This window comes from Leifsonia psychrotolerans (assembly GCF_013410665.1).
Classification (GTDB): domain Bacteria; phylum Actinomycetota; class Actinomycetes; order Actinomycetales; family Microbacteriaceae; genus Cryobacterium; species Cryobacterium psychrotolerans_A.
Window position 1 is genome coordinate 3596254 of sequence record NZ_JACCFM010000001.1, and the last position, 13548, is coordinate 3609801.

At 63.9% G+C, this 13548-nt stretch carries 7 protein-coding genes; all 7 read left to right on the forward strand.

The features are described from left to right. Positions 1-161 precede the first annotated feature (161 nt). The 7 genes from HNR05_RS16330 to HNR05_RS16360 all read left to right on the forward strand — a co-directional run bounded on the left by HNR05_RS16330 (position 162) and on the right by HNR05_RS16360 (position 13547). Positions 162-686 (forward strand): TetR/AcrR family transcriptional regulator, encoded by a 525-nt coding sequence (locus tag HNR05_RS16330; protein ID WP_218868925.1) that lies wholly within the window; start codon positions 162-164, stop codon positions 684-686. Positions 687-762: 76 nt separating this feature from the next. After that, positions 763-1278: a CarD family transcriptional regulator gene (locus HNR05_RS16335; protein WP_179580097.1), complete on the forward strand. Its 516-nt coding sequence runs from the start codon at positions 763-765 to the stop codon at positions 1276-1278. 223 nt (positions 1279-1501) lie between these two features. Next, entirely contained in the window at positions 1502-2644 is a 1143-nt protein-coding gene (locus HNR05_RS16340; protein ID WP_179580098.1) for a protein kinase domain-containing protein, read from the forward strand. Then, positions 2644-8631: an Ig-like domain-containing protein gene (locus tag HNR05_RS16345; protein ID WP_179580099.1), complete on the forward strand. Its 5988-nt coding sequence runs from the start codon at positions 2644-2646 to the stop codon at positions 8629-8631. The genes HNR05_RS16340 and HNR05_RS16345 overlap by 1 nt, the downstream gene beginning before the upstream one ends. A 22-nt stretch (positions 8632-8653) precedes the next feature. Continuing rightward, positions 8654-9619, forward strand: a complete 966-nt coding sequence (locus HNR05_RS16350; protein WP_179580100.1) for an AAA family ATPase — start codon at positions 8654-8656, stop codon at positions 9617-9619. Continuing rightward, positions 9616-10974 carry a DUF58 domain-containing protein gene (locus HNR05_RS18010; protein ID WP_179580101.1) on the forward strand — a complete coding sequence of 453 codons (1359 nt, stop codon included), beginning with the start codon at positions 9616-9618 and terminating at the stop codon, positions 10972-10974. Before HNR05_RS16350 ends, HNR05_RS18010 begins: the two co-directional genes overlap by 4 nt. Beyond that, a complete protein-coding gene (locus HNR05_RS16360; RefSeq protein ID WP_179580102.1) occupies positions 10971-13547 on the forward strand; it encodes a TgpA N-terminal domain-containing protein in 2577 nt (858 codons plus the stop codon). The genes HNR05_RS18010 and HNR05_RS16360 overlap by 4 nt, the downstream gene beginning before the upstream one ends. Position 13548: the final 1 nt, after the last annotated feature.

The window sequence follows — 13548 nt, forward strand, 5'->3', positions numbered from 1 at the left end:
CTCTGACCGGCACTGACATTCTTCTCGGACATGCGTCCGAGAAGTGGTACACTGATCTAATGACTTCCGTGCGCTCCTCCGATGCTTCGCGAGGAAGGCTGTCGTCGAAGGCAACGCCTGACCCGCGTGCCGAGCGAACGCGTCAGTCGATATTCTCGGCCATGCGCCACTTGATGACCGAGCAGTCGGCATCCGTCTCGGTCGGTGACATCGTGAGGGTGTCGGGCGTGAGCAGAAGCTCGTTCTACGCGCATTTTGCGAGCCTCGACGAGTTGGCCGCAGAGCTCCTGAAAGCGCAGCTCGCCGAGATCGGGTCGGCCGGAGACCAGCAGCGCCGCGAAGATTTGATCGTGGGAACGAGTGCAGCACGGGTGGGTTACACCCGCTTGGTCGCGCACATGGTTGAGCATTTTTCGCTGTACTCGAGCGTGCTCGAACTGCAGCCCGCGCGCGGGGCCTATGACGAAATCGTCGAGGCCTACGCCACGCGCCTGCTGCAATCGGTCGTCGTTCCTGATCAGGCGCCGGCGAACGTGAATCTTGAACTCGTCACGACCTATATTGCCGGGGGCGCACTCACGCTGATCAACGCGTGGCTGCGTGGGCACATCGATGTTTCAGACGACGAGCTTGTGGAGCAACTCGTCGGTTTACTCCCGCCGTGGGTGACGTCCACCCGAAGTTAACGGCTCCACCGCGCATGACCCCGGCCCGCACACGTACGCGCGCCGGATTACCAGCAGAGAAAAAGAGGCACTACGCATGAAACTCGAAGTCGGCGAAACACTTGTCTACCCCCACCACGGTGCCGTCACCATTACAAGCATCGACCAGCGCACGATCAAGGGCGTCGACAAGAAGTTCCTCACGCTCAGCGTGCACATGAGCGAACTCGTCATTCAAATTCCCGTCGACAATATGGAACTTGTCGGCGTGCGCGATGTCATCGACGCCGAGGGCGTGCAGGCCGTCTACCGCGTCTTGCAGGACGAGTTTGTTGAAGAGTCGGGTAACTGGTCGCGTCGCTACAAGGCGAACCAGGAGAAGATGGCCAGCGGTGATGTCTACCGTGTCGGCGAGGTCGTGCGTGACCTGTGGCGCCGCGACCAGGATAAGGGCGTGTCCGCCGGTGAGAAGCGCATGCTTGAGAAGGCCCGTCAGATTCTGGTGTCGGAGCTGGCACTTGCGCAGACCCTCACCGATGCCGAAGCCAGCGACCTGATGACCGAGGTGCTGTTGGCCGCTCCGGCCGGCCCCGCACTCATCTCAGCCGTCTAACCTGACGAGACTGTGAGTCGGCGATACCGGCTCAATTCACGTACCGCCCGCTTTTGTGTGTACCCCATTTAGGAGTGCGCGCAACAGCGGGCGGTTTGTTGTCCCCCATTGGGGGAAGAGTCGCGTCAGGGTTTGGGATCAGGGGTTATGCGCCGATAAACTGACCAGCATTGATTCGCCGCCAGGGGAGCTGCGAACGAGTGATCGTCAACGAGGGGAAACAGTGGCGAGTCGACTGCCTTCCGCGCCTCCCGTGCTCGCCGGTTACACGTTCATCCGCCCGCTGGGGACCGGCGGATTCGCCGACGTCTTTCTGTTTGAGCAGAACATGCCCAAGCGATCGGTTGCGGTGAAGGTGTTACTGCAAGACATCGTCGACAATGACGTTCTGCGCATGTTCAATGCCGAAGCGGATGTCATGGCTCGGCTCAGTTCGCACCCCTCGATTTTGACGGTGTACGACGCCAGCATTTCGGCGGATGGTCGACCATATCTGGTCATGGAATTCTGCCCGAGCTCGCACTCCGACGTCTTCCGTCGGGAGGTGGTCTCCGTCGTAGACGTGCTTAACGTCGCGGTCAAGATCGCCTGCGCACTCGAGACCGCACACCGGTCGGGCGTTCTGCACCGCGATATCAAGCCGTCGAATATTCTCAATACGTCATTCGGCGCTCCCGTCCTGGCCGACTTCGGTATCGCCACGTCACTGCGCTCGACGCAGCAGGAAGAGCTCTTTGCGATGAGCGTGCCGTGGAGCGCACCCGAGGTTGTGCAGGAAACGACGACAGGCACCGTGCAAACCGAGGTGTGGGCGCTGGGAGCCACGATCTATTCGTTGCTCGCCGGCCGGTCACCGTTCGAAACGACGGACGGTGTGCGTAGCTCGCGCCAGCAGCTTCGACAGCGGATCGTGCGGGCGAAGTACACCCCGATCGGACGGGCCGACGTGCCTCCGGCGCTGGAACAGGTTCTGGCCCGAGCGATGAGCCGTGACCCGGCCGCACGCCAGTCGAGCCTGCTTGAATTTGCGGAGAATGTGCGACGGGTGCAATACGACATGGGTATTTCGCCGACCGCGCTGGAGGTCGCCGTCGACGAATGGGCCGCCGCGGGCGCTCCGATCGATTTCGGCAACTCAGCCGTGCGGGGGCCCGTCATCTCCGAGGTTGCTGTTGCGTCACCGCGGTCGGTACGACGCCCGGGAGCGTCGGCCGTGAGAGCGTCAACACACGAGGGCACCTTCCATGTTGACGCCGAACGAGGCCGGACTGGTTTCGGCCTGCGGCTGGCCCTTGTGGTGGCCGGCGGTCTCGTCGTCGGTGTCGGGGCGACGGTGGGCGTGCTCGCGCTGGTGGGGGTTCTCTAGTGGCACAGTCGGCTCGCAAGCCTTGGGCACGCGCCCCGCAGGGCCAACCGGCATCCGCACGGCGATCCACGTGGCTGAAGGTCGCAGCAGTCACCGCAGCTGTCGCACTCTTCGCGGGGGCTGCTGTTGTCGCATCCGGTTTCGATGTGAAGCAGACCCCTCTGAACAGCAGCTCGATTTGGGCGCTGCAGAGTGGATCGGGCAACCGGTATGCGCGGGTGAACACAGAACTGCGCGAGCTGGACACGATCAAGACCGTGCGCAGCCCGAGCACACTCGTTCAAACCGACACAGCCACGCTGCTTCTTGCCCAGAACAATGAAAAAGTCGTTGACGTCGACCCGGCCCGGCCGATCGACCTGGCCGATGACGCCGCCGGCTTCGGCAATACACCGGCCGGCACCATTGGAGTCGTCACGTCGGCCACTCACATCGGCTATCTCACCAGCACCGGGTCGGTGTTCGTCGCCCCACTGGTCGAGGGCGCTGCGGCGACCCCGGTGCAGGTCGACCCGTTTGCCGACGACGACGTTGAGAAAGGTTCGGAGCCCCGGCGCTATGCCTCAGACGTGATCGCCCTCGGCACCGACGGAATGCTGTACAGCTACTCGAGCGCAGAGAAAAGCGTGCTGCGTTTTGATCTTGACTCGTTCGCTGTGAAGGGTGAAGACCCGGTTGTTTCCGGGCCGACGGATGCCGGGCTGCAGCTTTCCGTCGTCGGGTCGAGGTGGGTGTTGGTCAATAAGACCGGCGACACCCTGTGGCTCGCCGGAAAGCCCTCGCAGTCGGTCGATCTGGTCGCCGGCTATCAGCTGCAGAAGCCCTCCGACGCGGCAGCATCCGTGCGTATCGCCGACGAAACCGGTCTCACTGAAGTGACTTTCTCGGACGGGAAGTCGACACGGCTGGTGGGAAGTGCGGGGGTGCAGCTCGGGGTTCCCGCCATGCCGACGTCCTTTGGCTCCGACCAATTCGCTGCGTGGATACCCTCTAGCGGAGACGCCGGCACGCTCTGGAGCGCGGCGAATGGCACGACGCAACTCGACTTCGCCGGGGCCACACTCCGCACAGACCCTGCCCCTGTCTTCCAAGACAACGGTCAGCTGATGATTCTCAATGACACGCAGAGTGGCTGGGTCTGGACGGTTCCCGACGGCGCGCTCGTACCAAGCTCGCAGGACTGGGGCATTGGTCTCGAGCAGCAGCAAAAGAAGGACGACACGGTCGAAGAGATCGCCCAGGTCGTCGACCCGCAGGCTCCGGTCGCCGAGTCTGATCAGTTTGGGGTGCGGGCGGGCGCCCTGGTCACGTTGCCGACTCTTCTGAACGACCACGATGCGAATGACGACGTGCTGACGATCGTGCCGGAGTCTCTCTCGGGGCTTCCCGCTGAGTTCGGCACGCTGAGCGTGACCGACAACGCGCAGTCCCTGGCCGTGCAGGTCGCGGACGGCGCCAGCGGAACTGCGACGTTCAGCTATGCGGTCACCGACGGTACCCGTCAGGACGGGCTGAACTCGACCCCGGCCACGGTGACGCTCACGGTGCATGGTGACGCCGAGAACTCCGCTCCGGTCTGGTGTGGCGTCGAGGGCTGTCTTCAGGATTGGCCGTCCCCGGAGGTCGCACCGGGTGGCACCGTCAGCGTTCCCGTGCTTCCCGGCTGGGTCGACCCCGACGGTGACCCGCTGTTCGTGTCGTCGGTCGTCAATCAGACCGGCGTGGGTTCGGTGACGTCCACGCCGACCGGGACCCTGGTCTTCCGGCACCCGGATCCGTCCCTGCAGGAAGCCCTGACCGTCACGATTCTGGTGACCGTGTCCGACGTCTTCGGCGCGACGAGCGAGAAAGTACTGCCGATTTCGGTGACGCCGACTCCGCAGCTGACCGCCACGCCGTTCGCCGTGCAATCCGCGGTCGGCGAGCAGCTCACCATCGACCCGGCCGAACACCTGTCTGGCGCATCCGGGGCCTACCGCATTGGCTCGGCTACCACCCCGTCGGCGGCAGACGCGACCGTCGGCGTCAGCAGCGGAAGCTCAACCATCGACTTCACCGCGACGGTTCCCGGGAACTACCGCGTTGACTACACCGTTTCGGATGCCGTCAGCGAGGTCGTCTCGTTCGTGCGCATTCAGGTGCTCGCCGACGAGGCTACGGCCCTGAGCTCGGCCCCGGTCACCGTGTTTGTGCGACCGCGCGCCGACACGAGCGTCGATGTGTTCACTGCGATCTCGAACCCGGCAAACCGAGTGCTCCTGCTCAGCGAAGCCTTGCCCGAGCCGGCCCCGGGTGCCTCGCTCGACGTCGACGTCGTGGGACAGAGTCAACTGCGGGTGCGCGGAAACACGGCAGACGAGCAGCCGGGCAAGCTTGGTGTCGTCGGGTACACGGTGTCGGATGGAACCGGAAATCCGCTGTACACCGTGAGCGGGATCGCCACCATCTATCTGCTTGCTGCCCCTGTTGCCCAAGCGCCGATCGCGGTGGCCGACACCGTCGTGGTGCGCGCGGGCAGCCAGATCGACATTCCGATCCTCGATAACGATGTGGCGCCCGACGGTAACGTTCTGGTGCTCAACCCTCAATCTGTGCAGAACGAATCGGGCGAGGGCCTGGCCTTTGCCTCGGGGTCGACGCTGAGATATTTGGCTCCGCAGACGGCCGGGCAGTATGAGCTGCGTTACACCATCTCCGTTGCCGGGTCGCCCGATCTTGTCGACTCCACGACAGTTGCGGTCACGGTGCTGCCGGCCGGCGAAAACCGGGCGCCACGCCCGCACACGCTGACCGCCCGGGTACTGTCGGGTGAGTCGGTGCGCGTGCCCTTCGATGCTTTCGGTGTCGATCCCGACGGCGACGCTGTTGCTCTCGATCGGGTGCTTACGCAGCCAGCCAGTGGCACCGCGACACTGTCGGCCACGGGCGACGCGATCCTGTACAGCAGTGTGAAGGGCTTCAAGGGCGCGGTTGACTTCGCGTATCGTGTGCGCGATTCAAGTGGTGAGACAGGAACCGCGCTGGTGCGCATCGGTGTCCTTGATCGTCAGTCAGATCCGAGCCCGATCACCTTTAGCGACTACGTCGAGGTGCAGGCGGGGGCAGACAACCAGGTCATCGTGCATCCGGCCGCCAACGACATCGACCCTGCCGGGGGAATGCTGACGCTCACGGGTGTGCGTCCGGATGCCGCGCCCTCCAGCGCAGAGTTTGACGCCGTGGCCACACACATCGGCCGCGTCACCACGAAGCAGGTGACTCTGCTCGCCGGCGAGGAACCCGGCACCACGACCTTTGTCTACGAGGTCACGAACGAACAGGGTGACATCGCCCTGGGGCTGATCGTCATGCGAGTTGTTCGCGCGTCGGTCGCCGACTTCCCGATCGTGCAAGACACGCGACTCACGCTCGAAGAGCGCAGTACCTTCCCGAGCGGAATCGACGTCGTGACGGGCAAGGTTTCGTGGGCGTCCGGAGACGTCAGCGGGTTGAAGCTTGCGCTGTGGAAAGACGCGAAGGGTGCAACGGCCTCGGGCTGGAAGATCAGCGGTCCAGTTCCTGACGCCGGGCTCCTGGTGCCGTTTTCGCTCACCGGGAAAAACTTTCAAGGTGACGACGTGACGACTTATGGGTTTGTGCGTATTCCTGCCAAGAACGAGATCATCCTGGCCTTGAAGCAGGGCAACGTAACCCAAAAGGTGAAGGAAGACGCCTCGGTCACGTTCGATATGGCCGATCTGGTCTCGATTCCTGCCCGCGAGGCTCTGGAGCTCGGCAACACTGATCTGCGCGCATCCGGTCAACGAGCTGAGGCAACGTGCCGGATCGAAAGCGGAACCACCGTCACGTACACCGCGGGCAAGGGCGCCCCATGGACGGACTCGTGCACGGTTCCCGTGCGCGTGGCCGGCCAAGAGGACTTCACACAACTTCCGGTTCCGATTATCATCGAGCCGCTCGAGCCGGAGCCGGAACTGCGGGCGGCCTCCCTCACACAGAGCCCTGGCGCTCCGCCCCTGCGCTACGATCTCGGCCAGATGGTGACCTGGCCCGGCAAGCCGAACCTGTCGACGCTGCGCTACGCCATCGACTACAGCGGCGATCAATTCACGGTGACAGTGGACGGCTCAACCCTCACGGTGAAAGCGATCGACACGGCGACGCCGGGTCGCGACAACACCGTAACGGTGAAATTGACCAGCCATCCGAATGCCGTGCCCGCCGCGCTCTCACTCAAGGTCGGTCCCGCGCCGAGTGAGCTGCCCAAGGGGGGAACGGTCGCGCGTGAGTGTTCCCAGGCGGCCGGATCAAGCTGCGTGATCGACGTCATTGGTGCCGCCGGTGAAGTGAACCTCTTCCCCGGCACACCGCTCACCGTCACCTCGGTGTCGGCGGCGAGCACCTGTGCCGGCGTCAGCTTCAGCGTGGCGGGCTCGTCCCAGGTCAAGGCCACCTGGTCAGTCGACGCCGCCGGCGGTAAATGCCAGACAAGTTTCGTCGTCAGCGACGCTCAGGGACGTGCGAGCGCCGGCGACCGCAATGGGTCGGTCACCCTTGACCTTCAGGGCTTCCCCGGCACACCGAGTTCTGTCACCCAGACCGCATTTGACGATGGATCACTCACGCTCGCGGTCAGTCCCGGCGCCGCAGCGAGTGCCTACCCGGCCCTGCAGGGTTTCACCCTCCTGCGTGAGGGGCGTGAAGTGGGCTCATGCGATGCGTCGGGCCGCTGTGAGCCCCTCACCGGACAGAAGAACGGTGCCCAGAACACGTTCGAAGCGCGGGCCCGTAACGCGGTGGGTACCTCGCTCGGAGCGGTGAACGTCGTCGCCTGGTCTTATGGAGTTCCCGGAATGGGGCAGGCCAGCTGGAAAGAGGCTTTCGATTCGCGCACGACCGCGACGACCGGTGCCGTCGACCTGTCGATTCCGAACACCGACCCCGCGACCCGCGCCTACCTGGTGAACGGCACCGAGGTGGCGGTGTCGGCTGCGGGGAGTGGCACCACCGTGTCGAATCTGACGCTCCCAGTTGGTACGCAGACGCTCACGATCATTCCGGTCAGTTCCTTTGCCCGTCCGGCCGGAACCGGACCGACTGACAAGACCGAGACGATTTCCGTGAATGCCTCCGGCTCGCCCTCGATCACCCCGGGATCCGGATCGCTGACGGTCACGACAACGTCAATTACGGTTCCCGCACCGGCGCCGAATGCGAACTCGACCACACGACCGACGTCGATGAGGTTCGTCGCCTTCCGTGACGGGGGAGCGCCCACCTGCTCAGTCGACGCGTCAGGCGGAAACGTCATGATTTCGGGGGGGAAGCAATCGGACACCTCCACGATCAGCGACCTGGTCAAAAACGAGAATTACACCGTCAAGGTGTGTTACTCAAACGGATTTGGGCTGGCCGAAGCCGTGTTGGGGAGCGACGTGCCCTGGGCTGCACCCGACGCGCCGGTCAACTACACCTATTCCATCACGGACGGCACGACGAACGGCAGCTTCACCCTTGTGCAGCCCTTCTCAGGGCCGGCTGCGCCCAGCCGGTTCACCACAAAGTTCGTGACGAGTAATGAGGGTTGGGGCGAAGCGCCTGTCATCACTGTTCAGTACTGCTTGATCTTGAGGCCCGCACGCTGCGGACCGGAGTCCAGCGTTGTCGCGGCAGACCCGGGCCGGCCCTATCAGGTGGAGGTCACCTCGGTGGCGCTGACGAGCTGTGTTCCGGGCGAATCGCTCGGATTCACCGTGGATGGTCGGGGCACGGGAGCGGCCGTGACCACTGTGGCTTCGGCTGAGTACCTGGTCCCCGCGCCGACTGTCCCCGACCCGAATGCCCAAGCCTGGGTGGCGGCGACAGCGCCATTCGATCAGGTTCCACCGAACGCGACAAAGGTGCGCCAGGTCAGTTGGACGGTCGCCCTGGGCGGAACAATGACGTATTCGGGTTCGACTCCGAGTGAGATCGAGTGCCACCAGTGAAAATGAGAGAGACACCGAAACGATGACAATCGCACCAGAGCAGTCCGCATGGTTTGCCACAACTTTCGCCACGATGGTCGACAACGTCGAGCGCGTCGTACTGGGAAAGCGTCACGTGGTCGAGCTGGCGTTCACGGCCATGGTCAGCGAGGGGCACCTGCTGCTCGAGGACTACCCAGGTACGGGTAAGACCTCGCTCGCGCGCGCCATGTCGCAGAGCGTGCAGGGCGTGAGCTCGCGCATCCAGTTCACCCCAGATCTCCTGCCGGGCGACGTGACCGGTATCACGGTGTATGACCAGAAGAAGGGCGAGTTCGAGTTTCACAGCGGACCCATCTTCGCCAACGTCGTGCTCGCTGACGAGATCAACCGCGCCAGCCCCAAGACACAGTCGGCTTTGCTCGAAGCCATGGAAGAGGGCAAGGTCACCGTCGATGGTGTGACGCGCTCCACCGGTTCGCCGTTCCTCGTTATCGCGACCCAGAACCCGATCGAGCAGGCCGGAACCTATCGTCTGCCCGAAGCGCAGCTCGATCGCTTCATGATGAAGACCTCACTCGGCTATCCCGACTTGGCCAGCACGATCCGCATTCTCGAAGGCACCAGTGAGACTCAGCACGACCTGGCACCCGTGATCACGCCTCAGGCGCTGGTGGGAATGAGCGACCTGGCCCGGTCGGTATTCGTCAACCCGCTGCTTTTCGACTACATTGCCCGAATCATCGAAGCCACTCGCACCGCCCGGCAGGTGCGCATGGGCGTCAGCGTGCGTGGAGCACGTGCGCTCACGAAGGCCTCAAAGACCTGGGCTGCAGCGCAGGGGCGTACCTATGTCACGCCGGATGATGTGAAGGGACTTGCCGAGCAGGTGCTCGCGCACCGCATCGTGCTCGACCCCGAGGCGGAGTTCGACGGCGTCACGGCCAGCGCCGTCATTGGGCAGATCCTGCTCGACATCGTTCCGCCGAGCCGAAGCGATCTGATGTGAGCTTCGAGACCGAATCCCGGATCTCGCGCACCTCGACATCCACCAGCACCTCCACGAAGACGCATACCCGTTATTCGACCACCCGTTCCGGCACCCTGATTGGTGCTGTCGTGTGGTGGGTGCGTGCCGGGCGTGCCGTGCGAGTGCGCTCCAAGGCCACCGTGCAGTGGGTGCGCGAGACCGTCACGCCCGCGGGATGGGTGGTCGTTGCCGCCGTCGCATTATTGCCGGTCGGCCTCGTCTTCGGCTGGGCTGAGTTGATCGTGGCGGGTTTCGTCGCGGCCGCACTCCTGCTGATTGCGCTTCCGTTCCTGATGGGCGGGCGCTCGTACAGCGTTGACTTCACACTGCCGGTCGACCGTGTGGTGGCCGGAGGCGAGGTGACCGGAACGCTGCGGGTGACAAACATCTCCAAGCGTCTCGAACTGCCGGGGCGCATCGACGTGCCGATTGGCCAAGGGCTGACCGATGTTCATGTGCCTCTTATGCGTGCCGGAGCCGTGCACGACGATTTCGTGACCGTGCCCGCCTTCCAGCGCGGAGTGATCGATGTCGGTCCGATTACCACCGTGCGTACCGACCCACTCGGCGTGTTGAAGCGCGAAGTTGCCTGGGCTGATGTGCACCGCCTGTTCGTGCACCCCGTGACGGTGTCCATTCCGAGTACCAGCGCCGGTTTCGTGCGTGACCTTGAAGGAAACCCGACGAGCGACATCGTCGACTCCGACATTTCGTTCCACGCGATTCGCGAATACGCGCCGGGCGATGGGCAGCGCAATGTGCACTGGAAGTCGACCGCGAAGACGGGCAAGCTCATGGTGCGTCAATTCGAAGAAAGCCGCCGCTCCCGGCTCGCCATTGCCCTGAGCCTGCGTGCCGACGAATACGCGTCAGATGAAGAATTTGAGATGGCCGTGAGCGCGGCCGGATCGCTGGGGATTCGCGCGATCCGAGACGGACGCGACGTGGTCGCTTTCGCGAGCGATGAGATTCCCGAGTTTGCACGCGGTTCGATTCGTTCGATTCGCACGTTCACCGTCCTTTCGACCCGCACCTTTCTCGACGATCTCAGTGCGATTGCGTCGAGCGGCAACGCCATGCCATTGGAAGACGTCTGTGCGTTGGCCTCTCAGGTCATCCCCGATATCTCGATTGCATTTGTCATCTGCGGTTCAACGATGACCTCGGCGCGGCTCCACGCGTTAACCCTCAAATTCCCGGCCGCGGTCTCGATCGTCGCTGTGCTCTGTGACCCTGCGTCGGCACCGAAATTCCGCGATCTGTCGGGCACGGGTGTGCTCACCATCGGCGTTCTCGACGACTTTCGTTCCTTGCTCGCTCGGAGGGCCGGATGACGCGGCAGAGCAGGGCCGTTCACCGGGGTGCCGGTGGCGAGTTTCGGGGAGTGGTGTTCACGGTGATGAATGCCGCGTTCGTGCTCGGAATGATCGGTGTCGGGATCTGGGCGGCCTTCCCGATCTATCAGGACGCGTTTTACCTGATCACCGTCGGTGGCGCGGTGGTCGTGGGCACAGCGGTCGCCGCGGTCGGCCTCAGTCGATCATGGTCGTGGTTCACTCTGCTGATGGTGACCGTCGGAAGCTACCTGGTGTTGGGTGTTCCGTTGGCGGTTCCCACCGCGCTCACCAGCGTTCCCGCTTTCGGGTCAGGCTTTCTCAAGCTTCTCGGTGCGACGGCACTGAGCTGGAAAGAGCTCGTCACAATCTCGATTCCGGTGGGCACCTACCAGACCATGCTCGTGCCGGCGTTCATCCTGGTGCTGGCTGTCACAACGGCGGCGCTCTCACTGGCCTGGCGATCACGCAGCCTGTACCTGCTGGCTATTCCCCTGACCTTCATCTTTCAGCTGTTCGGCCTGACTTTCGGATCCAGCCGCACCAGTGTTCCGATTCAACTCGGTCCGGTGAACATTCCGGCCCCCCGCGAAAGCCTGATCGGCCTCGTCGCCCTTCTGCTGGCGATCGGATTTCTGGTGTGGCGTTCGCACTATGCCCGCACCGCGGCACTGCGCCATGCCACCCGGGCCACAGGAGTGCGTCACGCCACCGTCGGCTCGTTCGAACGGGTCAAGCGTGGCGCGTTGGTCGCCGGCACCCTCCTGCTGGCGACGGTCATCGCGCTCCCGCTGGCGGCGTCGGCCGTGCGCCCCGCCGAGCGCGATGTCCTGCGCACCAGCATCGACCCGTCGGTGACCATCCGTGAATATGTCAGCCCGCTCAGCCAGTACCGAAGCTATTTTGTCGGTGACCTGTACGACAGCACACTGTTCACCGTCACGAAGCCGAGCTCCACCCTCACCCGGCTGAGGTTAGCGGTGCTCAGTAACTATGACGGACAAATCTTCCGGGTCATCGACCCTGTCGGGGGCACCACGGATCAGTCGACTGCGTTTGCCCGGGTGCCGAACGTGCGCGACGTTGATTCATCGGCGGGAGATGTCGCCTCGGCCACAATCACGGCCGGTCAGTATTCCGGCGTCTGGCTGCCGCTTGCCGGATCGCTCGCTCGCATCGATTTCACCGGTCCCCGCCGTGAAGCACTGACGAACGCGTTCTACTACAGCGATAACACGGATGCCGGTGTCGAACTTCGCTCACTGCGCGCGGGCGACAGTTACAGATTCGACACTCGCGTGGCCGCGACAGAGCCCGCGCTCAGCACCGTCACCCCGCCCGCCGGAGGCACCGGGGTGATCGGCGAATCACTCATTCCCGAAAGCCTGGTCAACTGGGTGCGCGCCCAGCGGGTCGGATCGGATGGCGCGGGTCTGGCGGAGCTCATCACCCGGCTGCGCGAGCGCGGCTTTCTCAGCCATGCGCTTGACGCGCCGGCCGAGACCGCAAGCTGGGCGGATGACCTGAGCGACTACTCGTTCGCGCCCTCGCTCTCTGGCCACTCAATCGATCGCATTGACAGCATCTTCACCGCACTACTCGAGAAACAGAACTCGACGACGGCGACCGACAACAAATCCCTTGTTGCTGCGGTCGGTGACGACGAGCAGTTCGCGGTAGCTGCGGCACTTCTCGCTGCCCAACTCGGTTTTCCGGCGCGAGTGGTTCTGGGGTTCACCCTGGTCGCAACGAACGCCGATGCGCAGTCGATTCCGGCCTGCTCAGACGGTGTTTGCGCCGGGAAGAACCTCACGGCGTGGGTCGAGGTCGCCGGTTCGGATGGAAGCTGGACGTCGGTCGATGTGACCCCCCAGCATGAAAACCCCCTGGCTCCAAGCGACAACCAGCTGCGCGACCCGAAGATCGCGTCGCAGGTTCTGCCGGACGAGGCGACGGAGCAGGCCCCGCCGGAAGCAAACCCCACGAGCGGCGAAGAGAAGAAGAACGATGACCGGACTGAGGCCGTCGATGTCGGCTGGCTGCTCGACATCCTCAAAATCGCGGGCATCGCGCTCTTGGGCATCCTCATCGTCGTGGCACCCTTCCTGGCGATCTGGGGAGCGAAAGCTCAACGTCGACGAGAGCGCAAGCGCGGACACAGTGCCGCGGCGCGTATCGCCGGAGGGTGGGAAGAGTACGTCGATTCGGCCGTCGACCACGGTCAGCCCGCGCCCGGAAGCCTGACGCGCATCGAGTTCGCAACGCAGCACGGCAGTGCAGGCAGTAGCCTCCTGGCTACGCTTGCCGACGAGGCAGTATTCGGCCCCGTGCCACCGCAGCAGGCCGACAGCGACAGCTTTTGGAAACTTGTCGAATCTGAGCGGGCGCTTCTCGCCAGCGAGACAACGCAACGACGACGGTTGAAGGCTGCGTTGTCATTGCGTTCGTTTGCCCGCGCACTCGGTGCGCAGCACAGCAATAAGTTCATATACGGTAAATTCGGTGCGCGTCTCACGCGGCGCGCTGAGCTCGGGAATGGGGGAGCGACTGACATCCGTCGGTCGCGCGGCTAAA

What these genes read in the sequence shown, in the direction of transcription:
- HNR05_RS16335 (WP_179580097.1), top strand. Translation starts at nt 763, where the DNA reads ATGAAACTCGAAGTCGGCGAAACACTTGTCTACCCCCACCACGGTGCC.
- HNR05_RS16350 (WP_179580100.1), top strand. Translation starts at nt 8,654, where the DNA reads ATGACAATCGCACCAGAGCAGTCCGCATGGTTTGCCACAACTTTCGCC.
- HNR05_RS16330 (WP_218868925.1), top strand. Translation starts at nt 162, where the DNA reads ATGCGCCACTTGATGACCGAGCAGTCGGCATCCGTCTCGGTCGGTGAC.
- HNR05_RS16360 (WP_179580102.1), top strand. Translation starts at nt 10,971, where the DNA reads ATGACGCGGCAGAGCAGGGCCGTTCACCGGGGTGCCGGTGGCGAGTTT.